Below are 20404 nucleotides of genomic sequence, written 5' to 3' on the forward strand. Positions count from 1 at the left end.
GCAGCGGGCATGGCCGAAATCCTCTTCTACCACCTGACCGAATCGACGCTCGAGGACGCGCTGCCGGCGCTGCTGGAACGGACGCTGCAGCGCGGCTGGCGTGCCGTCGTGCAGGCCGGCAGCCCCGAGCGGCGCGACAGCCTCGACAGCCATCTGTGGACCTATCGCGACGATGCCTTCCTCGCCCATGGCAGCGACCACGAACCGCATGCCGAGGCCCAGCCGGTGCTGCTGACCACCGGCCAGGACAACGGCAACCAGGCGACCGTGCGCTTTGTCGTCGACGGCGCCAGCCCGCCGCCGGCCGAAAACTACGAGCGCATGGTCTTCATGTTCGACGGCCACGACGCCGCCCAGGTCGAGGAGGCCCGCGCCCAGTGGAAGACGCAGAAAGCGGCCGGCCACGCGGTGACCTACTGGCAGCAGACGCCGGAACGGCGATGGGAGCGCAAGGCATGATGCGGCGCGTCCGCCGCGGGCATGGCGTGGGAGCCGCCGCGCCATGCTGATGCGCATCGCCTTCCTGCTGCTCTTCCTGATCGGCGCCGCCGTCGGCCTGGTCTATCCCTGGGCGATCCGCAATCTCGCCGGCCACGAGATCGGCACCTGGCGCGTCTACGAGGCGGGCAGCGGCTTCCGCGCGATCGACGCGCGGCTCGGCTCGACCGACGCGCCGGTAAAGGCCTTCCTCGACATGAGCGCGGCCATGCCGACCGGCGCTTTGCCGGGAGGCCGCGTGCTCACCGTCACCGCCTCGACGCAAGGCCGGACGGTGCTTGCCGAAACCGTCGATCTTTCCGCGGCGGAGCGGCGGGAGGAAGCGCCGCAGGCCCTGCACCAGCTCTGGCGGCTGCCGGCTGGCACGCTTCCGGCGATCGAGGACGGCGACTACAGCTTCGTCGTCGGCCCGGGCGATGCCGAGGGCATCGATATCCGCTCCGTCGACCTGCTGCTGCTCGGCGGCGGTGGTGCCTATGACGAGCGGGCGCAGCCGGTCGGTTTCTCGATCATGGCGATCGGCTTCATCGGCTTCGTCCTGTCCTTCCGCCGCCGCGGCAAGGATGGCGGCCAGCCGCCGGCGCCGCGTTGGGGCCGCGGCGGGACGTGAACTACCGCCACGCCTTCCACGCCGGCAATTTCGCCGACGTCGTCAAGCATGCGGTGCTGGTTCGGCTGGTCGAATACCTGAAGAACAAGGAAAAGCCCTTCCGCGTCATCGACACGCATGCCGGCGTCGGCCTCTACGACCTTTCGGGCGGCGAGGCGCAAAGGACCGGCGAATGGCGGGCCGGCATCGGCAGGCTGCTCGACGCGCCGCTGCCGGGCCAGGCCGCCGCGCTGCTGGCGCCCTATCTCGACGCGGTCGCGGCAGCCAACCCGGGACGGGACCTGCGGCACTATCCCGGTTCCCCGGCGATCGTGCGCCACCTGCTGCGCCGCCAGGATCGGCTGACGGCGATCGAGCTGCACCCAGACGATGCCCGCGACCTCGCCGCGCTGTTTGCCGGCGACCACCAGGTACGCGTCATCGCGCTCGACGGCTGGCTGGCCCTCGGCGCCCATCTGCCGCCCAAGGAGAAGCGGGGCCTGGTCCTGGTCGACCCGCCCTTCGAGCTGGGCGGCGAGTTCGACCGGCTGGCGGCTGGCCTCGCCAAGGCGCACCGGCGCTGGCCGGGCGGCATGTTCGCGCTTTGGTACCCGGTCAAGGACCGCGCGGCGGTGGCCCGTTTCGCCGAGGACCTGCGCGGGGCGGGCATCCCGAGAATCCTCGACATCCGCTTCGCCGTCCGCCCGCCCTCGACCGAGCCGCGCCTCGACGGCACCGGCATGGTCGTCGTCAACCCGCCCTATACGCTGGAGGCCGAGCTGCGCCTCCTGCTTCCGGCGCTGGAGCCGGTACTCGCGGAAGCCCCCGGCGCCGGCTGGTCGGTGGAATGGCTGGCCGGGGAGGGGCCGTCCTGATGTCCATCGCGGCAGGGCGCACCGCTGCGAAGCATCGGCCGAAGGTTGCCGGGTGCTTGACCCGTATCCGGCGATTGCGCCATGGTGGCCGCGGGTGGCAAAGCTCTTTCAGGACCGTTCGCGAGGGACCCATGTCGCATGTCGTCAAAACTCTGGCCGTGGCCGCGCTGGCGCTTGCCGGACTGGCATGGACGTCGGTCGCCGAGGCAGCCGATCCCGCGGTGGGCCTGTACCGGGGCGCGGGGCCCTGCGCCGACCAGCGCTACCTGAACAAGATCGCCTCCCGCTTCGACTATCAGGTCCGGCACGTGCCGAATCTTCCGGACGTCGCGATTACCGATTTCCGCGACATCTACGAGCGCCGCTACCAGCCCGAGAGCGAGGACTGGCCGATCTCGCGCCGCTATTGCGGCGCCACCGTCATTCTCTCCGACGGCCACAGCCGCAACATCTGGTACCTGATCGAGGGCCGCATGGGCTTCATCGGCATCGGCCACAATGTCGAGTTCTGCGTGTCCGGCTTCGACCGCTGGTACGTCTATAATGGCGGCTGCCGCGTCCTGCAGTGATTCGCCCGATGCCGCGCCGGCCGGCGGGCGTGTTCTGCCGCGCCGCGGCGCTGTTGCTCGTCCTGCTGGCCGTCGGCTGCGAGCAGGAAGCCAAAGCGCCCGAGAGCGGCGGGCCGGTCGCGGCGCCGGCGCAAATCCCCCAGGGAAGCGGCTTCGATTTCTACGTGCTCGCGCTATCCTGGTCGCCGAGCTATTGCGAGGCCGAGGGCGAGAACGCCAACCGCCAGCAATGCAATACCGGCCGGCCCTACGCCTTCGTGGTGCACGGCCTGTGGCCGCAATTCGAGCGCGGCTTTCCGGCCGACTGTCCGGCCGGCGAGCGCGACGTCGCTGCCGACACGATGCGCTCGCTCTACGACCTGATGCCGTCGGCCGGCCTGATCCGGCACCAGTGGCGCAAGCACGGCAGCTGCTCCGGCCTGTCGCAGTCCGACTATTTTCGAGTGCTGCGCTCGGCGCGCGAGAAGGTGATGGTGCCGGAGGAGTTCCGGCATCTCGACGACTACCGCACTCTGGCGCCGGGCGAGGCCGAGCAGTCGTTCCTGAAGGCCAATCCCGGACTGGCGGCCGACGGCATCGCCGTCACCTGCGACCGCCGCTACCTGCGCGAGGTCCGCATCTGCATGACCACGGACCTGCGCTTCCGCGACTGCCCCGAGGTCGACCGCCGCGCCTGCCGCGCCGGCAAGGTGGTGATGCCGCCCATGCGCGGAGGATAGGTCGGCCCGCGATGCCGCGCGTGCCTAAGGCGGCGCGGCATCGCTCCATTGCCCGTCGAATGGTGGCGGACAATCAGAATATCGTCGCCACCGGCAGTCCGAGCGCCATCGCGCCGGTGTATTCGGCCTGTGGGCCGGCCTGCAGCGGATGGAAGCGCGCGCCCTGCACGTCACGAAAGCAGCGCTCCAGGCCGTTGCCACGATAGAAGCTGGCGCCGCCGGCGAGTTCCATCGCCAGCTCCACGGTGCGGATCGCATTCTTCGCCACCAGCGAGCGGCCGATCATCACCTCGTTCACCGATTCGGCCGACGGCGCGTTGCGCTCCACCGTTTCGATCATCCAGCGGTGCGCGAGTTGCGCCGCCCTGAGCGTCGTGTCCATCTCGCCGGCGAGCCGCATCGCGTGCTGCGCCTGCCGCTTGCCCTTGGCCATGCCGAGGGCGATGTCGCGGGCGCTTTCGGCGACGCCGAGATAGACCGCGTAGATCAGCGGGAAGGCGATAGTGGCGATGATCTGGAACAGCGGATGCCATTCGCCGCTCTTGCGCTTCACCGCCACGCTGGCGTCGGGCACGAACAGGCCCTCGATCAGCACGTCGTTGGAGCCGGTGCCGCGCATGCCGAGGCTGCGCCACGTGTCGAGGACGGTCACGCCGGGCGCCGCCATCGGCACGGGGAAGTGGATGACGGCGTCGGGCTCGCCTTCCTTGTGGACGACGGCACCGGTCATCAGCACATTGCCGGCCGCCGCGCCCGAGGTGAACACCTTTCGCGCCGAGATGCGGTAGCCGCCGTCCACCTTCTCCGCCTTGCCGGAGCCGGCGATCCAGTCGGAGCCGCCGCTGGAGAGCAGGACGATGCGCTCGCTGGCGACCCGCTTCAGCAGAGGCTCGACCGCCACGGCGTTCTGATGGCGCCAGCGCCAGGCGGGGATCGCCACCTGGTGAGTATGCATGGAGAAGGCGAGGGCCGTCGAGCCGCAGTGCCGGGCAAGCTCGCGCAGCATGGCGGCGAGGTCCCGAACCTCGGCGCCGCCGCCGCCAAGCTCGGCCGGCACGCCGGCTTCCACCAGCCCGGCGGCCTTCAGCGCCTGGTAGTTGTCTGCCACGAACCGGTCGTTTTCATCGACCTCGGCAGCACGCTCGGCGAAATCGGCGCCGAGCCGGCGCGCCGTGTCCACCAGATCAGCTCCCCTTGTAGTTGTGACGCTTTCCTTCTGCATTGGATTGGTCATTGCCTGTTTCTCCCTTGGCGGAATGCCATTGGCCGAAGATCATACGGCCTTGGATCGAAGACAAGTTCAGGAACTGTACCAGTCGAGGGGTAAAGAAAAACGATGGCGCAGCGATGCGCCCTCGGCCACAATCAAGTTCTTGGCAGGAGAATGCTTCACCATTATTCTGCGTCGGTTGTTCGATGGAGGTTTTATGGAGGACCGTGGTGGATATGGGCAGTTCTGCCCGGTCTCGATGGCGGCCGAGATTCTGTGCGCGCGCTGGACCGTTCTGGTGATCCGCGAATTGCTGTGCGGATCGCGGCGCTTCAACGATCTCAGGCGCGGGGTTCCGCGCATGTCGCCGGCGCTGCTGTCCAAGCGGCTGAAGGAGTTGGAGAAAGCCGGCGTGATCGCAATCGTCCCGCGGGACGGCGGCGCGCCGGAATACCGGCTCACCCCGGCTGGAGAGGAACTCGAGCCCATCGTTCTGTCGATGGGTTTCTGGGGCCATCGCTGGGTGGAATCGCGCCTGTCGCTGAAGAATCTCGATCCGTCGCTGTTGATGTGGGACATCCGCCGCAGGCTCAATCCGCAACCGCTTCCGCCGAAACGCTGCACGATTCAGTTTCAGTACCCCGAACTGCCGGAGGCGCAGCGCAACTGGTGGCTGGTGATCGAGAACGGCACGGTCGACCTCTGCGGCTTCGATCCTGGTTATGAGGTCAACCTGCTGGTGCGCAGCTCGCTTCACACCATGACGGCGATCTGGATGGGGATCACGCTCATCCCCTCCGCGCTTGCGTCGCGGCAGCTCGAGCTGGAAGGCGAGCGGCCGATCGCCAAGGCGATCCAGATATGGCTCGGCCTGAGCGGCTTCGCCAGCGGCCAGAGAGCCGTCGCTTGACAGGCATGGCCACTGTTCTGGCGCAGAGAAAGCCTGTTGCTGGCGCGGTTTGGCATGTTGCCTGCGGCGGTGTCGCGCAATAGCGTCCGCGGCAGTCCCCTGGAGAGCCGAAATGCCGAAGGTGCTTTATTCGCCCGCGTCCCCCTACAGCGCCAAGGTGCGCATGGCGGCCGCCTATGCCGGGATTCCGCTGGAAGCGGTGAAAGTGGAGACGGGGCCGCAGCCGCCCGAGCTCACCTCGGTGAACCCGCTCGGCAAGATCCCCTGCCTGGTCACCGATGACGGGCAGGCGGTCTACGACAGCCGCGCCATCACCCAGCATCTCAACCGGATTTCCGGCAACGCTCTGTTTCCGCGCAACGCGGCAAAGCGGCTCGATGCGGAACTGCTGGAGGCGCTCGCCGACGGCATCTGCGACTGCGCGCTCGCGCATGTCTACGAGCGCCGCATGCGCCCGGCCGAGAAGGTGCACCAGCCCTGGCTCGACCTGCAATGGTCGAAGGTCGTGCGGTCGCTCGACCTCTTGAACGGCCGGCTGCCGCGGCTCGGCAAGAAGCCGACCGCCGGCCATATCGCGCTGCGCGCCTGCCTCGGCTATCTCGACCTGCGCTTCGTAGGCCAGTGGGAGCGCGGCCGCGCCAAGCTGAAGCGCTGGGCCGCCCGCTTCGACGAGCGCTTTCCGGAGCTGAAGCCATACCTGCCGGCGTGAGCCCGGCAGGGGATGCAGTTGATTTTGGCCAGGCTTGTTGATCCTGTCGAAACTGGCTGCGTCCCCGGTGTTTGCTCAAAGAAAAAGGCCGGGCTTGCGCCCGGCCTTTTGGCAGTAACCCTGTCGGCTGCGATCAGAACTGCAGGCCGAGACCGACCTGCACGCGGTGGTCCTTGGCATCGACCTTGCCCGAACCCGTACCGGTGGAGAAATCCTCGCTGCCGTAGTCGGTGTAGCGATACTCGACGCGGCCGAACACCTTCTCGGTGATCTTGACGTCGGTGCCGACGCCGGCGGTCCAGCCAAGCTGGGTCTGCGAGTCCTTCTCCCCGCCTTCCTCGACGGACATGCGCTTGGCGGCGCCACCGGCGGTGACGTAGCCGAGCACGTCGGGGGTCAGCGTGTAGCCGAGGCGGGCGCGCAGCGAGCCGTCGACGCCGCCCTTCACCTCGGTGCCGGCATTCGAGCCCTCGACGCCGCTGTAGCCGACGTCGCCCTCGACGCCGGCGACGATGCCGCTGCCGGTGTCAACCTGATAGCCGAGGAACGCGCCGCCGACGAAGCCGTCGGTGTCGATCTTGTTGTTGTTGGTATCGTCGTGCGAGCGTCCGGCAAAACCGTAGCCGGCGGTGACGCCCGCATAGGCGCCGCTCCAGCTCGCGACCGGCGCCACTTCCATGGGAACGGCCGGCTGCGGGGCTTCTTCGATGACGTCGGCGGCATTGGCTGCGCCGATGCCCACCAGGGCGGCGAGGCCGAGGGCCGCCGCGACCGGGCGCGCGAATTTGATAGATGCAGACATTCAACTTCTCCTTACCCACAGGATACTCAGGACACTGTGGTCACGTTCAAGAAGAGCCGGCCCGAGGCGGGAGGAGACGGGCAGGACTCGACGGTCCGAATGTCGTGGGCAAATGCGGCCGCAGCGCACCCTAACTTTGATGATTCCCGGGCGCGAATGCGGCCGAAATCCGACGTGACATTCCGGCAACATGGCCTGTCAGCAGGGTCGCTGCCGCCGGCGCCTGGCCGCTTGGTGCAAGGGGTCCGTAGCCCTATATTGCGGCTGCCGGTGCGCCGGTTGAGCTGCTCGCACCGCCGGACGAGGGTGATTTCGCCACATTCCCGCCCGATGAGCGAACACCTCGTAAACGAATCTGTCTGAGCGGGAAGGTGACCTTGTCTGAAACACGGACCAACGTGCTGGTGACCGGAGGGGCGCGCCGTATCGGCCGCGCCATCGTCGAGGACCTGGCGAGGAACGGCTTCGGCGTGGCGATCCACTGCCACCGCTCGCGCGACGAAGCGGAGCTTCTGGTTCAAACGATTCGCGCCGCCGGCGGCGCCGCGGCGGTGGTGACGGCCGACCTGAGCGAGCCCGATGCCGCGGCCGCCCTGGCCGGAGAGGCGGAGGACCGGCTCGGCCCTCTGTCGATCCTGGTCAACAACGCGTCGATCTTCGAGCCGGATACGGTCGCGGATTTCGACTGGGAGCTTTGGGACCGTCACTTCGCCATCCACCTCAAGGCGCCGGTCGCGCTGGCAAGGGCGTTCGCCAAGCGCCTCCCAGCGGAGGCGGAGGGGCTCGTCGTCAACGTCATCGATCAGCGTGTCCTGCACCCCAATCCGCGCTATTTCTCCTACATGCTGTCGAAATCGGCCCTGTGGACGGCCACCATGACCATGGCGCAGGCTATGGCGCCGCGCATCCGCGTCAATGCGATCGGTCCCGGCCCCACCTTCGCCAGCAGCCGGCAGCAGGCCGCCGACTTCGCCGCGCAGGTCGACGGGCTGATCCTCAAGCGTCCGCCGGCGCCGGCCGAGTTCGGCGCAACCGTACGCTATCTCTGGGAGGCGCGCTCGATCACCGGCCAGATGATCGCGCTGGATGGCGGCCAGCATCTTGCCTGGGAGACGCCGGACCTGGCAGGCATGACCGAATGAGTGCTCGCCAGCTAAAGATGCCGCCGATCCCGCGCAAGGACAGCGCGGCGGAGGACATTGCCGGCTACCTGCCCGACGCCGAGGCGGACGAGGAAGAGGATATTGTCGTCGAGCCCGCGCCAGCCGAAGGTCCCGATCTGCCGTTCACCGCCATCGACTGGAGCGGGCAGGCTGGAGAGGCTGCTGGCAAGGCGGGCGCCGACGTCATCCAGGCGCTGGTCAAGCGGCTGCCCAACGCGCCCGGCGTCTACCGTATGATGAACGCTGCCGGCGACGTGCTCTATGTCGGCAAGGCGCGCAGCCTGAAGAAGCGTGTCACCGCCTACGCGCAGGGCCGCTTCCACACCAACCGCATCGGCCGGATGGTGCGCGAGACCGTCACCATGGAATTCGTGGTGACGCGCACCGAGATCGAGGCGCTGCTGCTCGAAGCCAATCTGATCAAGCGCTTGCGCCCGCGCTTCAACGTGCTGTTGCGCGACGACAAGTCGTTTCCTTATATCGTCGTCACAGGCGACCATCCGGCGCCCGGCATCTTCAAGCACCGGGGCGCGCGATCGCGCAAGGGCGACTATTTCGGCCCCTTCGCCTCGGCCGGCGCGGTCGGCCGCACCATTAACGCGTTGCAGCGGGCTTTCCTGCTAAGAACCTGCACCGACTCGGTTTTCGAGACGCGCACCCGGCCCTGCCTGCTGTTCCAGATCAAGCGCTGCTCGGGTCCGTGCACCGGCGAGATCTCGCCGGTCGACTATGCCGAACTGGTGGGCGAGGCGAAGGACTTCCTGTCCGGCCGCAGCCAGAAGGTGAAGACGCAGATCGGCGCGGCCATGCAACTGGCCTCCGACGATCTCGATTTCGAACGTGCCGCAATCTACCGCGACCGCCTCGCGGCGCTGTCGCATGTGCAGAGCCATCAGGGCATCAACCCGCAATCGGTCGAGGAGGCGGACGTCTTCGCCCTGCATCAGGAGGGCGGCCAGAACTGCATCCAGGTGTTCTTCTTCCGCACCGGCCAGAACTGGGGCAACCGCGCCTACTTCCCAAAGGCAGACCCCGCCTTGGAAGCGGGCGAGGTGCTGGGCTCCTTCCTCGCTCAGTTCTACGACGACAAGCCCAGCCCGCGGACGATCCTGCTGGCGCAGCAGGTCGAGGAGCAGGAACTGCTCGCCCAGGCGCTGGCGACCCGGGCCGGCCACAAGGTGTTGATCGGCGTGCCGAAGCGCGGCGAGAAGAAGGACCTCGTCGACCATGCGCTGCAGAACGCGCGCGAGGCGCTGGCGCGGCGGCTGGCCGAGACGTCGACGCAGGCGCGGCTGCTGGAAGGTCTGAAGGAAACGTTCGGCCTGGAAAAGATCCCGACGCGCATCGAAGTCTACGACAACTCGCACATCATGGGCACCAACGCCGTCGGCGCCATGATCGTCGCCGGACCGGAAGGCTTCGTGAAGAACCAGTACCGGAAATTCAACATCCGATCGACCGAGATCACGCCCGGCGACGATTTCGGCATGATGCGCGAGGTCATGGAGCGCCGCTTCTCCAGACTCCTGAAGGAAGAACAGGAGAACGGCGCTTCCGCCGGCGACGATGCGTTGGCCGAGGAGAACGGCAACGGCGCCTTTCCGGCCTGGCCGGACGTCATCCTCATCGATGGCGGGCAAGGGCAGATGTCGGCGGTGCGGGGCATTCTCGACAAGCTCGGCGTCGCCGGACGCGTCACCGCCATCGGCGTCGCCAAGGGCGTCGACCGCGATGCGGGGCGGGAGCGGTTCTTCGTCGCAGGCCGCGAGTCCTTCACCTTGCCGGTGCGCGATCCCGTGCTCTATTTCGTCCAGCGGCTGCGCGACGAGGCACACCGCTTCGCCATCGGCTCGCACCGCGCGCGCCGCAAGAAGGAGATGACGAAGAACCCGCTCGACGAGATCGCTGGAATCGGCCCGGGCCGCAAACGCGCCTTGCTGATGCATTTCGGAACCGCGAAAGCGGTCAGCCGGGCGGCGATGGACGACCTGATGGCGGTCGACGGCATCTCGGAATCGGTCGCTCGCGCGGTTTACAATCATTTTCACGAGAATTGATGCGGCTTCGCCCTAATTGTGCCTTGGTCCAACCGACTTGGCCTGTTGACCCGCTGCAACACCTTCTGATTTGAGTACGCAGATGGCTACGACGGAAAAAATGGCAAAGCGCGCGTTCAACCTTCCGAACATGCTGACCTACGGGCGCATACTCGCTGTGCCGCTGGTCGTGCTGTGCTTTTTCCTGGAGGGCCGGCTGCAATCCAGCGAGTTCGCACGCTGGAGCGCTTTCCTGATCTTCATCGTGGCGAGCCTGACCGACTATCTCGACGGCTATCTCGCCCGCGCCTGGCAGCAGACCTCCAACATCGGCCGCATGCTCGACCCGATCGCCGACAAGCTGCTGGTGGCGACCTGCCTGCTGCTGCTTGCCGCCGACACCGATCATCGCGGCGGCATCGCCGGCTGGTCGCTGTGGGCGGCGATCATCATCCTGTGCCGCGAGATCCTGGTTTCGGGCCTGCGCGAATACCTGGCCGAGCTCAAGGTGAGCGTGCCGGTGACGCAACTCGCCAAGTGGAAGACCACGGTGCAGATGGTGGCGATCGCCTTCCTGCTGCTCGGGCCGGCCGGCGACAATATCGTGCCCTACTGGACGCAAACCGGTCTCGTCCTGCTTTGGGTGGCGGCCCTGCTCACCCTATATACCGGCTACGACTATTTCCGCGCCGGGCTGAAGCACATCGTCGACGAATGAGCGAGCAAACCGTCAAGCTGATCTATTTCGCCTGGGTGCGCGAGCGCATCGGCCGTTCCGAGGAGGACGTGGCCCTGCCGGCGCAGGTCCGGTCGGTGCGCGACCTGCTCGCCTGGCTGCAAGGGCGCGGCGACGAATATGCGAACGCGCTGCGCCATCCCGAGGCAATCCGCGTCGCCATCAACCAGGAGCATGTCGACCACCGCGAGGCTGTCGCCGGGGCGCGCGAGATCGCGCTGTTCCCGCCGATGACCGGAGGCTGATCCGGTGGCAGTCGAGCCGACCGTGCGCATCCAGCGCCGGGATTTCGACGCCGCCGCCGAGAGCGCGCGGCTGACGGCCGGCCGCTCCGATGTCGGCGCCGTCGTCACCTTCACCGGTCTGTGCCGCGACGAGGCGGGCACGCTCGCGGCGCTGGAGCTGGAACATTATCCCGGCATGGCCGAGGCCGAGATCGGCCGCATCGCCAGGCAGGCGGCCGAACGCTGGCCGGTCAGCGGCCTGACCGCCATCCACCGCTTCGGCCGCATCGAGCCGGGCAAGAACATCGTCCTGGTGGTCGCGGCCTCGGCGCACCGCGAGGCGGCGTTCGCGGCCGCCTCCTTCGTCATGGACTACCTTAAGACGCGCGCGCCCTTCTGGAAGAAGGAGCATCGCCGCGACGGCAGCAGCGGCGACTGGGTCGAGGCGAAGGCGGCGGACGACGCCGCCGCCTCTAGGTGGAAGTGAGCCTGAGCCGGCTCAGGCGAACAGGAAATCCGAGTTCCATTCGAGCTGCCACAGCTGCAGCCCCGACAGCAGGATCGAGCCCGAGCCGACCTGCAGCAGCACGCCTTCCGACGTCTGCACCGCGCCGGCCTGCACCTGCGCGAGCGTCGCGTCGGTCCAGGTGAAGTCGATGCGGTCGGCGCCGTTGCCGAAGTCGGTGATCGTATCGTGGCCGTTGCCGTAGTCGAACCGCACCAGGTCGGCGCCGGCGCCGAGCGTGAAATTGTCGTTGCCTTCGCCCAGCACGACAAAATCGTCGCCGGCACCCGCCTGGATATTGTCGTCCCCGGCTTCGCCCCACAGCACGTCGTTGCCGTCGCCGCCCTCGATATAATCGTTGCCGTTGCCGCCATAGACGATGTCGATGCCGGCCTCGCCGAATAGGCCGTCATTGCCGTCATTGCCGGACAGCGTATCGTTTCCGTCGCCGCCGAAGAGGGCATCGTTGCCGCCATCGCCGGTCAGGGCGTCGTTGCCGGCCTGGCCGAAGATCGAATCGTCGCCCAAGCCGCCGGAGATGCGGTTGGCGGCCGCCGATCCGATGATCGTGTCGCGAAAATTGCTGCCGGTCACGTTCTCGATGCTGATGAAGCTGTCGCCCTGGGCGTCGCCGCCGGCGCCCGCTCCCGAGGTGAGGTTGACGTCAACGCCGGCGCTGGAAGTCGAATAGGTCGCCAGATCGGTGCCGGCGCCGCCGTTCAGCACGTCGGCGCCCTTGTCGCCGCGCAGCGTGTCGTTGCCGTCGCCGCCCAGCATGGTGTCGTTGCCGTCGCCGCCGAGGAGCTGGTCGTTGCCGGAACCGCCATCGAGCTTGTCGTGGCCGCCCAGGCCGTAGAGCTTGTCGTTGCCGGCATCGCCGACCAGCACGTTGTTGGTGGCGGAGCCGCTTATCAAATCGGCATGCGCGGAGCCGATGGCATATTCGATCGAGATCAGCTGGGCGTTGGTGCCGGTGCCGGTCGCCGTTCCGGTGGCGAGATTGACGGTGACGGCGGCCGTGTGCCCTCTGAACGAAACCGTGTCCGTGCCCGCCCCGCCATCGACGATTTCACGCGCGCCGCCGGCCGCGTTCGGGCCGGGCAGCAGCGTGTCGTTGCCGCTGCCGCCGAAGAGCTGGTCGGTGCCGTCGCCGCCGAAGAGCTTGTCGTTTCCGATGTCGCCCGTGAGTTTGTCGTCGCCGCCATATCCGTAGATGATGTCGTTGCCGGCCCTGCCGTTCAGGGTGTTGTTGAAGTCGTTGCCGTAGATCGTGTCGTCGCCGGAAAGGACGAGCGGCATGATGTTGGCCAGATTGGCGAGCAGCGTCGCCTTGGCTATCGACAGGCCGCTGACCTGGAACTGCGGAAGCGTCGAGTGAATGTAGCTCGAGGCATAGCTGAGGGCGGTCACGTTGTTGGCCGCGTCGAGCGTGACCGAGACCTTGCTGGGCACCGTCGTCGGGCTTGACGCGGGTGCCGTGAAGGTCATTCCGCCTGGAAAGGTGGTCGTCGACCACCCCGAAAGGGAAAGCGTTTCGGGAAGAGAGCCCGCCTGGGTTTGGCTGGCCGGATTTGCAACGCCCAACTTCACGACTGCCACGACACATCTCCTGATTGAGTTCAGGAGGCTTCAGTGCAGTATCCGGATGCAGGCGGCAAGAAGATAGTAAAGATAACGTTAACGCGGAACCTCTGACGGCTCCGCGTTAACCATCGCCGTTCGGCTTGGGATCAGCCGACGATCTCGGTGTCGGAGAACCAGTAGCGGATCTCCTGCGCGGCGGTCTCCGCGCCGTCGGAGCCGTGCACGGAATTCTCGCCGATCGACAGCGCATGCACCTTGCGGATGGTGCCCTCGTCGGCATTGGCCGGGTTGGTGGCGCCCATCACTTCGCGATTCCTGGCAATGGCGTTCTCGCCCTCGAGGACCTGCACGATGGTCGGACCGGACGACATGAATTCGACGAGCTCGCCGAAGAACGGCCGCTCCTTGTGCACGGCATAAAAACCCTCCGCCTCGCGGCGGCTCATCCACACGCGCTTCGACGCGACGACGCGCAGGCCGGCCTCCTCGAGCATCTTGGTGATCGCGCCGGTGAGGTTGCGTCGGGTCGCGTCGGGTTTGATCATCGAAAACGTGCGTTCGATCGCCATGATATGTCCTTGTCAAGCGTGAAAGGGGAAGGTGGCGGTGCGTATACAGGCCGTCCGATCCCTTGCCAAGGGGCCGGTTGCCGCGCGGGGCGGGTTACCGGCCAGCTTCCGGGAGCCTGGGCCGGACGCCGAGGTTTTCAGGTTGCCGCGCTGACGCTTCGCCCGAGGCCACCATGAAGGTCGAGGCAGCGCTCGAACCAGACGGCGACCGGGTCATCCGCCAGGAGAACCTGGAACGGCGAGCTGATGCGCATCCACTGGAAGGCGCCGAAGACGATGTAGTCGGCGAAAAGCGGCGAGGCCCCGCCGATGAACGGCTGGTAGGCAAGCATGCTGCGCAGCGGCTCCAGTGTTGCGCGAAAGGCGGCGAGCCGCCTTTCCCGGTCGAGGGGAACTTCCTCCAGCCTTTTGCCGAAACGCTTCTCGCGGCTGTCGCGGAAATAGGCCTGGTCCTCCGCTGCCAGCATGGAATGGATATCGAGCAGCGCCGCCGCGCCGAGATAGGGATGGACGGTAAGTTGCGACCAGCGCTCGATGAAGCGTGCCGCAGCGATGCCGCCCGGCCCGCCGAACAGGCTCGGGCGCGTGGGATAGGTCTCATCCAGGTAGAGCGCGATCGAGAAGGAATCAGGGACGACCTTGTCGCCGTCGCGGATCACCGGGACGGTTCTGGAGATGCCACCCTCGATCGCTCCGACCCGGGTGAACGGTACGGTCCGGCGTTCGAAATCGAGTCCCTTGTGCGCCAGCGACAGCACCGTCTTCCAGCAGTGCGGGCTGAAGGGGCGCGACGTGTCGGCGCCGGCGAGTTCGTAGAGGAGGATGGTCATTGGCGGCCCGTGTCCTTGCGGATAAGAGGAGCGTGACTGTCGCCGCACCGAGCCCGGAAGGGAAGCCGATGAAGCAGCATTTCCAGATGTTCGCCGCCTACAACCGTTGGGCCAATCAGCGCGTCTACGACGCTGTGGCCGAGTTGACGGCGGAGGAGTTTTCACGCGACACCGGCGCGTTCTTCACGTCCGCCATGGGCACGCTCAACCATCTGCTCGCCACCGACCGCATCTGGATGAAGCGTTTTACCGGCGAGGGCGACGCGCCGGCCAGGCTGGACGCGATCCTGCACCGGGATTTCGCGCCGCTGCGCAAGGCGCGGATCGCCGAGGACGACCGCATCGTCGGATGGATCGCCGGCCTGGGCGAAGAGCAGTTCGCCGGCCGTTTCACCTACATCACCGCCACCGACGTGCGCACCATCTCGCAGCGGCTGGCGCCGGCGCTGGCGCATCTGTTCAACCACCAGACCCACCATCGCGGCCAGATGCACACGATCCTGACGGGCCTGGGCAAGCCGTCGCTGACGCTCGACCTCATCTATTTCCAGCGCACCGACGAGGGCAGGGCGTTTGCGTGAGACCGGGGTCACACCGAACGATTGTAGGCCTTCAGGCCGAGTTCGGATTCCATGGCGATGAAATCGCGGTCGTTGTGCAGCAGCGGCACGTCGTTTTCGATGCACCAGGTGGCGATGACGACATCGACTGTGCCGCGAATGGTTACACCCTTCGCGCGCAGCCTGCGGTAGTTCCCGGCAGCCTTGAGGGCAATCTCCATCCCGCACAGGTCTCTGGACGGAAGGCGCAGCAGCGCTGACGCGACCAGCTTCTCTTCCCTCGCGCCCTTGATGCCTTGCAGGACTTCCGCGGCGATCAGGTCGCCGACGAGAACTTTCTTCGCCGCCAGCAGATCATCCAGAGCGAGAGTATCCGTTGAGGCGTGCTGTCTGAAGAACGCGACCCATACCGATGTGTCGACGAGGATCAAAAACGGTCACGCCGCATTGCGTCGAGGTCGCCCTCCCATTCGACCTTGCCCCGCAAGCTGCGCAAAACATTGATGGCGCGCTGCTGCCTCAACTGATCGCGCACGGCGTTGTTGACGGCTTCTTTCATGGTCCTGGCGCCGGTCATGGCCATCAACTCTTTCACGGCCTTCTCGTCGATATCAATGTTCGTGCGCATGCCGGCTCTCGATGTGTATTGTCGTTGCCAGTATACACATCGCACCATATTTGTTCAACGCCCGCCTTGCCCTTGCTCCAGCCTTCGGCCAAAAGCGCAGGGCCATGCTGACCATCACCGATCTTTCGCTCCGCGTCGCCGGACGGCTCCTCCTCGATCATGCCTCGCTCTTCCTGCCGGAAGGCACGAAGGCGGGGCTGGTCGGCCGAAACGGCACGGGCAAGACCACGCTGTTCCGCGCCATCACCGGCGATCTTTCCAGTGAGACCGGTTCGATCGCGCTGCCGAAGAACACGCGCATCGGCCAGGTCGCTCAGGAGGCGCCCGGGACAGAGGAGCCGCTGATCGACATCGTGCTGTCCGCCGACAAGGAGCGCGCCGCGCTGCTGGCGGAAGAGAAGACCGCGACCGACCCGGAGCGCATCGCCGAGATCCACATCCGGCTGGCCGACATCGACGCGCATACGGCCGAGGCGCGCGCCGCTACCATTCTCGCCGGCCTCGGCTTCGACGCCGAGGCGCAGCAGCGGCCGGCCTCGTCCTTTTCCGGCGGCTGGCGCATGCGCGTGGCGCTGGCCGCGGTGTTGTTCTCGGAGCCGGATCTGCTGCTGCTCGACGAGCCGACCAACTATCTCGACCTCGAAGGCACGCTGTGGCTGGAGACCTACGTCGCCAAATATCCGCGTACGGTGCTCCTGATCAGCCACGACCGCGACCTGCTCAACCGCGCCGTCAACTCGATCGTCCATCTCGACCAGCAGAAGCTGACCTTCTGGCGCGGCGGCTACGACCAGTTCGAGCGCCAGCGTTCCGAGCAGCTTGAACTGCAGGAGAAGAGCCGCGTCAAGCAGGAGGCGCAGCGAAAGCACCTGCAGTCCTTCGTCGACCGCTTCCGCGCCAAGGCGTCGAAAGCCAGGCAGGCGCAGTCGCGCATCAAGGCGCTGGAGAAGATGAAGCCGATCGCGGCCGCGATCGACGACACGGTGCGGCCGTTCAACTTTCCCGAGCCGGTGAAGACGGTGGCTTCGCCGATCGTGGCGCTGGACGGGGTTTCGGTGGGCTATCAGCCCGGCAGCCCCATCCTGAAGAAGCTGTCGCTCAGGATCGACGCCGACGACCGCATCGCCCTGCTCGGCGCCAACGGCAACGGCAAGTCGACCTTCGCCAAGCTTCTGGCCGGGCGGCTGAAGGGGGACGCCGGCACGATGACGATCGCGCCCGGACTGAAGGTGTCGATCTTCGCGCAGCACCAGCTCGACGACCTCAGGCCGGAAGAAAACGCCTACGAGCATGTGCGCCGCATGATGCCGGAGGCGCCGGAATCGAAGGTGCGGGCGCGCGTCGCCCAGTTCGGGCTGACGACGGAGAAGATGAACACGCCGGCCAAGGATCTGTCGGGCGGCGAGAAGGCGCGGCTGCTGATGGGGCTGTCCGCCTTCGACGGGCCGAACCTGTTCATCCTCGACGAGCCGACCAACCACCTCGACATCGACTCGCGCGAGGCGCTGATGCTGGCGCTGAACGATTTTCCCGGCGCCGTCATCCTGATTTCCCACGACCGCCACCTGATCGAGGCGACGGCCGACCGGCTGTGGCTGGTCAAGGACGGCGCGGTGAACCCGTTCGACGGGGACATGGCCGACTATCGGCAGATCGTCACCGGCGTCTCGGCCGACCGGCGCGAGAAGCGCGAGGCGGAGAAGGCGTCGAAGGCCGACCGCCGCCGCGAGGCGGCCGCGCGCCGCGCCTCCGCCGAGCCGCTGGCCAAGGAAATTCGCGCCACCGAGGCGCTGATGGACCGGCTGCGCAAGCGCATCGACCAACTCGAGGACCGGCTCGCCGATCCGGCCGTCTACGAGAAGGACCCGACGACGGCCACCCAACTCGCCAAGGAGCGCGCGCAGCTTGCCGCGCAACTCGGGAGCCAGGAAGAGCGCTGGCTGGAGATGTCGGCGGAGTATGAGGCGGCGACGGCGGAGTAGGCGACTTTTTGTTGTATATTACCGGCTTCGGGCGGCCGACGACAAGGTCTTCCGAATGGTGGCGAGCGTACCGCTTTTCCTGGAATACGAGGCGGTTCTGACACGGCCCGAGCATTTGCTGGCGACGGGACTGAATGTCGGCGCGGTCGCGGGTTTTCTGGATTATCTGGCTGCATCGTGACCTTCAACTCTGGGCATTTTGCGCCGGCCTCGCGTTTCGGGATCGAGATAGTTACTCCAGCGGAACTGATGAGGAGACTGGCATGACCAAAGCGAACTACGCCCTGCGCCTCCAGCCTTCGCTCAAGAACGCGGCCGAGCGCGTCGCCTCGGCGGAAGGGACGAGCCTCAACCAGTTCATTAACGTGGCGGTCGCGGAAAAGCTCTCTGCGCTGGAGACCGAAGAGTTCTTTCGCAAGCGCGCCGCCCGCGGCGACCGCAAGACGTTCCTGGCGTTTCTCGACGCAGCCGGCCACGAGCCGCCGGAAGACGGGGACGTCTTCGCGCCGCAGCCCGGCAATAAGGAATAGCTGGCCCTACGCACGCCTGCAGAAAATTGCTAAGCGTCGCTTCATGAACCAGCACGCCCGCATCGCGTCAGCAAAACTCAAGATTGGCCATTCGGCCTGCCCGCACGACTGTCCGTCGACCTGCGCGCTCGACGTCGAGCTGATCGACGAGCGCACCATCGGCCGCGTCCATGGCGCCAAGGACAATTCCTACACGGCCGGGGTCATCTGCGCCAAGGTGGCGCGCTATGCCGAGCGTGTGCATCATCCGGGCCGACTGCTGAAGCCGCTGGTGCGCGCCGGCGCCAAGGGGGAAGGCGCCTGGAAGGAAGCGAGCTGGGAGGCGGCGCTCGATCTGGTCGCCGAAAAATTCGAGGCGGCCGAGGCGAAGTTCGGCAGCGAGACCGTCTGGCCCTATTATTACGCGGGCACGATGGGGCTGGTGCAGCGTGATGGCATCCACCGGTTGCGGCACGCCAAGAAATATTCCGGCTTCTTCGACACCATCTGCACCAATCTCGCCTGGACCGGCTGGGTCATGGGCGCCGGCGCGCTGCGCGGCGCCGATCCGCGCGAGATGGCGAAGTCCGACTGTGTCGTCATCTGGGGCACCAATGCTGTGGTCACCCAGGTCAACGTGATGACCTACGCCGTGCGCGCCCGCAAGGAGCGCGGCGCGAAGATCGTGGTCGTCGACATCTACGACAATCCGACGGTGAAGCAGGCCGACATGGGGCTGATCGTCAGGCCGGGCACCGACGGCGCGCTCGCCTGCGCGGTCATGCATGTGCTGTTCCGCGATGGTCTTGCCGATAGGGCCTATCTGGAGAAGTACACGGACGATGCCCGGGGGCTGGAGGAGCACCTGCGCACGAGGACGCCGGAATGGGCTTCGGCGATCACCGGGCTTTCGGCCGCCGAGATCGAGGCTTTCGCGCAACTGGTCGGCACGACGCAGAAAACCTTCTTCCGCCTCGGCTATGGTTTTGCCCGCCAGCGCAACGGCTCGGTGAACATGCATGCGGCGCTGTCGGTCGCCGCCGTCACCGGCTGCTGGCAATATGAGGGCGGCGGCGCCTTCCATTCCAATTCGGGCGTGCTGAAACTCAACACCGAGCTGCTGGATGGCGCGCGGCTGCGCGACCCGAACATCCGCTTCCTCGACCAGTCGCGCATCGGTCCGATCCTGACGGGTGCGCCGGAAGCGCTGAACGGCGGCCCGCCGGTGACGGCGATGCTGATCCAGAACACCAACCCCGCCAATGTCTGCCCCGAGCAGCGGCTGGTGAAGAAGGGGTTTCTGCGCGACGACCTGTTCACCTGCGTGCACGAGCAGTTCATGACCGATACGGCAAAACTCGCCGACGTCGTGCTGCCGGCCACCATGTTCCTGGAGCACGACGACATCTACAAGGGCGGCGGCAACCAGCATGTCACGCTCGGGCCGAAACTGATCGAGCCGCCGGAAGGGCCGCGCCCCAACCATTTCGTCATCGAGGAACTGGCCAGACGGCTCGGCGTCGCGCATCTGCCGGGCTTCGGCATGACCGAGCGCGAGCACATCGAGGTGATGCTGGAAAAGAAGGGGCTGGGCACGTTCGACAGCTTCCGGGAGGAACGCTGGGCCGACCTCCAGCCGGATTTCGAGACCGCGCATTTCCTGAAGGGTTTTGGCCACGCCGACGGAAAATTCCGGTTCCGGCCGGACTGGACCGGCACGGTCGCGCCTAACCGGCCGCCGAGGAGCATCGGCATCCAGGGCGATGTGGCGCGGCTTCCGGAATTCCCCGACCATGTCGAACTGATCGAGGTTCCGGACGCCGAGCACTCGTTCCGCCTGGCGACCTCGCCGGCGCGCTCCTTCCTCAATTCCAGCTTCACCGAGACGCCCGGCTCGCGCCAGCGCGAGGGCCGGCCGGAGTTGCTGGTCCACCCGGAGGACGCCGCGGCGCTCGGCTTCGAAGGCGGCGACCGCGTCGAGATCGGCAACCGGCGCGGCGAGGTGGTGCTGCATGCAAAGCTGTTCGAGGGGGTGCGCCGCGGCGTCGTCATCGCCGAAGGCATCTGGCCGAACGACGCGCACGAGCGCGGCGAGGGCATCAACGTGCTGACCGGCGCGGACGCGCCGCCGCCCTATGGCGGCGCGGCGTTCCACGACAACCGGGTGTGGGTGCGCAAGGCGGCGTGAGGCCACGCT

24 protein-coding genes are annotated in these 20404 nt (G+C 66.9%); 17 read left to right on the top strand and 7 right to left on the bottom strand.

What is annotated here, in order from left to right:
• The first annotated feature begins 9 nt into the window (after positions 1–9).
• From C7I84_RS10000 to C7I84_RS10020, 5 genes are all read left to right on the top strand, one after another.
• Positions 10–459 carry a DNA polymerase III subunit chi gene (locus C7I84_RS10000; RefSeq protein ID WP_106772039.1) on the top strand — a complete coding sequence of 150 codons (450 nt, stop codon included), beginning with the start codon at positions 10–12 and terminating at the stop codon, positions 457–459.
• Between the two features lie 43 nt (positions 460–502).
• Positions 503–1108 (top strand): hypothetical protein, encoded by a 606-nt coding sequence (locus tag C7I84_RS10005; protein WP_245428373.1) that lies wholly within the window; start codon positions 503–505, stop codon positions 1106–1108.
• Entirely contained in the window at positions 1105–1962 is an 858-nt protein-coding gene (locus tag C7I84_RS10010) for a 23S rRNA (adenine(2030)-N(6))-methyltransferase RlmJ (RefSeq protein ID WP_106772174.1), read from the top strand. Before C7I84_RS10005 ends, C7I84_RS10010 begins: the two co-directional genes overlap by 4 nt.
• A gap of 131 nt (positions 1963–2093) precedes the next feature.
• Positions 2094–2531, top strand: a complete 438-nt coding sequence (locus C7I84_RS10015) for a hypothetical protein (protein ID WP_106772040.1) — start codon at positions 2094–2096, stop codon at positions 2529–2531.
• Between the two features lie 8 nt (positions 2532–2539).
• Positions 2540–3250, top strand: a complete 711-nt coding sequence (locus tag C7I84_RS10020) for a ribonuclease T2 family protein (protein WP_106772041.1) — start codon at positions 2540–2542, stop codon at positions 3248–3250.
• A 73-nt stretch (positions 3251–3323) separates the two neighbouring features.
• Here the strand turns inward: C7I84_RS10020 and C7I84_RS10025 are convergent, their stop codons facing one another.
• Positions 3324–4484 carry an acyl-CoA dehydrogenase family protein gene (locus tag C7I84_RS10025; protein ID WP_245428374.1) on the bottom strand — a complete coding sequence of 387 codons (1161 nt, stop codon included), beginning with the start codon at positions 4482–4484 and terminating at the stop codon, positions 3324–3326.
• A gap of 193 nt (positions 4485–4677) precedes the next feature.
• Between C7I84_RS10025 and C7I84_RS10030 the strand changes: the two genes are divergently transcribed.
• Positions 4678–5370, top strand: coding sequence for a winged helix-turn-helix transcriptional regulator (locus C7I84_RS10030; RefSeq protein WP_106772042.1), 693 nt, complete (start codon positions 4678–4680; stop codon positions 5368–5370).
• 112 nt (positions 5371–5482) lie between these two features.
• Positions 5483–6079 (top strand): glutathione S-transferase family protein, encoded by a 597-nt coding sequence (locus tag C7I84_RS10035; protein ID WP_106772043.1) that lies wholly within the window; start codon positions 5483–5485, stop codon positions 6077–6079.
• A gap of 133 nt (positions 6080–6212) precedes the next feature.
• Here C7I84_RS10035 and C7I84_RS10040 read toward each other — a convergent pair whose 3' ends face one another.
• On the bottom strand, positions 6213–6881 hold the full coding sequence (locus tag C7I84_RS10040) for an outer membrane protein (protein ID WP_106772044.1): 669 nt from the start codon (positions 6879–6881) through the stop codon (positions 6213–6215).
• Between the two features lie 377 nt (positions 6882–7258).
• On the opposite strand from C7I84_RS10040, the gene C7I84_RS10045 reads away from it, so the two are divergent.
• The 5 genes from C7I84_RS10045 (at position 7259) to C7I84_RS10065 (ending at position 11527) form a co-directional block, all read left to right on the top strand.
• A complete protein-coding gene (locus C7I84_RS10045) occupies positions 7259–8023 on the top strand; it encodes an SDR family oxidoreductase (RefSeq protein ID WP_106772045.1) in 765 nt (254 codons plus the stop codon).
• A 17-nt stretch (positions 8024–8040) separates the two neighbouring features.
• Positions 8041–10101: an excinuclease ABC subunit UvrC gene (uvrC, locus tag C7I84_RS10050; RefSeq protein WP_106772046.1), complete on the top strand. Its 2061-nt coding sequence runs from the start codon at positions 8041–8043 to the stop codon at positions 10099–10101.
• Positions 10102–10201: 100 nt separating this feature from the next.
• Entirely contained in the window at positions 10202–10798 is a 597-nt protein-coding gene (gene pgsA / locus C7I84_RS10055) for a CDP-diacylglycerol--glycerol-3-phosphate 3-phosphatidyltransferase (protein ID WP_106772047.1), read from the top strand.
• Positions 10795–11061 carry a molybdopterin converting factor subunit 1 gene (gene moaD, locus C7I84_RS10060; RefSeq protein ID WP_106772048.1) on the top strand — a complete coding sequence of 89 codons (267 nt, stop codon included), beginning with the start codon at positions 10795–10797 and terminating at the stop codon, positions 11059–11061. Before pgsA ends, moaD begins: the two co-directional genes overlap by 4 nt.
• 4 nt (positions 11062–11065) lie before the next feature.
• On the top strand, positions 11066–11527 hold the full coding sequence (locus C7I84_RS10065) for a molybdenum cofactor biosynthesis protein MoaE (protein WP_106772049.1): 462 nt from the start codon (positions 11066–11068) through the stop codon (positions 11525–11527).
• 12 nt (positions 11528–11539) lie between these two features.
• On the opposite strand, the gene C7I84_RS29515 is transcribed toward C7I84_RS10065, so the two are convergent.
• From C7I84_RS29515 to C7I84_RS10080, 3 genes are all read right to left on the bottom strand, one after another.
• Positions 11540–13033, bottom strand: a complete 1494-nt coding sequence (locus C7I84_RS29515; RefSeq protein ID WP_120785116.1) for a calcium-binding protein — start codon at positions 13031–13033, stop codon at positions 11540–11542.
• A 242-nt stretch (positions 13034–13275) separates the two neighbouring features.
• On the bottom strand, positions 13276–13698 hold the full coding sequence (gene ndk / locus C7I84_RS10075) for a nucleoside-diphosphate kinase (protein ID WP_106772050.1): 423 nt from the start codon (positions 13696–13698) through the stop codon (positions 13276–13278).
• A gap of 137 nt (positions 13699–13835) precedes the next feature.
• Entirely contained in the window at positions 13836–14528 is a 693-nt protein-coding gene (locus C7I84_RS10080; protein ID WP_106772051.1) for a glutathione S-transferase family protein, read from the bottom strand.
• A 68-nt stretch (positions 14529–14596) separates the two neighbouring features.
• Between C7I84_RS10080 and C7I84_RS10085 the strand changes: the two genes are divergently transcribed.
• Complete coding sequence (locus tag C7I84_RS10085; protein WP_106772052.1) at positions 14597–15109, top strand: DinB family protein; 513 nt, start codon at positions 14597–14599, stop codon at positions 15107–15109.
• An 8-nt stretch (positions 15110–15117) separates the two neighbouring features.
• Here C7I84_RS10085 and vapC read toward each other — a convergent pair whose 3' ends face one another.
• Positions 15118–15519, bottom strand: a complete 402-nt coding sequence (gene vapC, locus C7I84_RS10090; RefSeq protein WP_106772053.1) for a type II toxin-antitoxin system VapC family toxin — start codon at positions 15517–15519, stop codon at positions 15118–15120.
• Positions 15516–15716 (bottom strand): type II toxin-antitoxin system VapB family antitoxin, encoded by a 201-nt coding sequence (locus C7I84_RS10095; RefSeq protein WP_106772054.1) that lies wholly within the window; start codon positions 15714–15716, stop codon positions 15516–15518. The genes vapC and C7I84_RS10095 overlap by 4 nt, the downstream gene beginning before the upstream one ends.
• 104 nt (positions 15717–15820) lie before the next feature.
• Here C7I84_RS10095 and C7I84_RS10100 point away from each other — a divergent pair, with 104 nt between their 5' ends.
• The 4 genes from C7I84_RS10100 (at position 15821) to C7I84_RS10110 (ending at position 20395) form a co-directional block, all read left to right on the top strand.
• The gene (locus C7I84_RS10100) at positions 15821–17698 is read left to right on the top strand and encodes an ABC-F family ATP-binding cassette domain-containing protein (protein WP_106772055.1); all 1878 of its coding nucleotides are present in this window, start codon (positions 15821–15823) and stop codon (positions 17696–17698) included.
• 55 nt (positions 17699–17753) lie between these two features.
• The gene (locus C7I84_RS30850) at positions 17754–17879 is read left to right on the top strand and encodes a hypothetical protein (protein WP_280954220.1); all 126 of its coding nucleotides are present in this window, start codon (positions 17754–17756) and stop codon (positions 17877–17879) included.
• An 82-nt stretch (positions 17880–17961) separates the two neighbouring features.
• Complete coding sequence (locus C7I84_RS10105; protein WP_106772056.1) at positions 17962–18228, top strand: toxin-antitoxin system HicB family antitoxin; 267 nt, start codon at positions 17962–17964, stop codon at positions 18226–18228.
• A 43-nt stretch (positions 18229–18271) separates the two neighbouring features.
• Complete coding sequence (locus tag C7I84_RS10110) at positions 18272–20395, top strand: molybdopterin-containing oxidoreductase family protein (RefSeq protein WP_106772057.1); 2124 nt, start codon at positions 18272–18274, stop codon at positions 20393–20395.
• Positions 20396–20404 lie beyond the last annotated feature (9 nt).

It is taken from the genome of Kumtagia ephedrae (assembly GCF_003012745.1).
GTDB classification, from domain to species: domain Bacteria; phylum Pseudomonadota; class Alphaproteobacteria; order Rhizobiales; family Rhizobiaceae; genus Kumtagia; species Kumtagia ephedrae.

Bases quoted from the DNA above. Each gene is read 5' to 3' on its own strand.
- C7I84_RS10100 (WP_106772055.1), top strand. From the start codon at position 15,821: ATGCTGACCATCACCGATCTTTCGCTCCGCGTCGCCGGACGGCTCCTC.
- pgsA (WP_106772047.1), top strand. From the start codon at position 10,202: ATGGCAAAGCGCGCGTTCAACCTTCCGAACATGCTGACCTACGGGCGC.
- moaD (WP_106772048.1), top strand. From the start codon at position 10,795: ATGAGCGAGCAAACCGTCAAGCTGATCTATTTCGCCTGGGTGCGCGAG.
- C7I84_RS10110 (WP_106772057.1), top strand. From the start codon at position 18,272: ATGAACCAGCACGCCCGCATCGCGTCAGCAAAACTCAAGATTGGCCAT.
- ndk (WP_106772050.1), bottom strand. From the start codon at position 13,698: ATGGCGATCGAACGCACGTTTTCGATGATCAAACCCGACGCGACCCGA.
- C7I84_RS10105 (WP_106772056.1), top strand. From the start codon at position 17,962: ATGACCAAAGCGAACTACGCCCTGCGCCTCCAGCCTTCGCTCAAGAAC.
- C7I84_RS10005 (WP_245428373.1), top strand. From the start codon at position 503: ATGCTGATGCGCATCGCCTTCCTGCTGCTCTTCCTGATCGGCGCCGCC.
- C7I84_RS10085 (WP_106772052.1), top strand. From the start codon at position 14,597: ATGAAGCAGCATTTCCAGATGTTCGCCGCCTACAACCGTTGGGCCAAT.
- uvrC (WP_106772046.1), top strand. From the start codon at position 8,041: ATGCCGCCGATCCCGCGCAAGGACAGCGCGGCGGAGGACATTGCCGGC.
- C7I84_RS10015 (WP_106772040.1), top strand. From the start codon at position 2,094: ATGTCGCATGTCGTCAAAACTCTGGCCGTGGCCGCGCTGGCGCTTGCC.
- C7I84_RS10025 (WP_245428374.1), bottom strand. From the start codon at position 4,484: ATGACCAATCCAATGCAGAAGGAAAGCGTCACAACTACAAGGGGAGCT.
- C7I84_RS10080 (WP_106772051.1), bottom strand. From the start codon at position 14,528: ATGACCATCCTCCTCTACGAACTCGCCGGCGCCGACACGTCGCGCCCC.
- C7I84_RS10000 (WP_106772039.1), top strand. From the start codon at position 10: ATGGCCGAAATCCTCTTCTACCACCTGACCGAATCGACGCTCGAGGAC.
- C7I84_RS10095 (WP_106772054.1), bottom strand. From the start codon at position 15,716: ATGCGCACGAACATTGATATCGACGAGAAGGCCGTGAAAGAGTTGATG.
- C7I84_RS30850 (WP_280954220.1), top strand. From the start codon at position 17,754: ATGGTGGCGAGCGTACCGCTTTTCCTGGAATACGAGGCGGTTCTGACA.
- C7I84_RS10035 (WP_106772043.1), top strand. From the start codon at position 5,483: ATGCCGAAGGTGCTTTATTCGCCCGCGTCCCCCTACAGCGCCAAGGTG.
- C7I84_RS10020 (WP_106772041.1), top strand. From the start codon at position 2,540: ATGCCGCGCCGGCCGGCGGGCGTGTTCTGCCGCGCCGCGGCGCTGTTG.
- C7I84_RS29515 (WP_120785116.1), bottom strand. From the start codon at position 13,033: ATGACCTTCACGGCACCCGCGTCAAGCCCGACGACGGTGCCCAGCAAG.
- C7I84_RS10030 (WP_106772042.1), top strand. From the start codon at position 4,678: ATGGAGGACCGTGGTGGATATGGGCAGTTCTGCCCGGTCTCGATGGCG.
- C7I84_RS10040 (WP_106772044.1), bottom strand. From the start codon at position 6,881: ATGTCTGCATCTATCAAATTCGCGCGCCCGGTCGCGGCGGCCCTCGGC.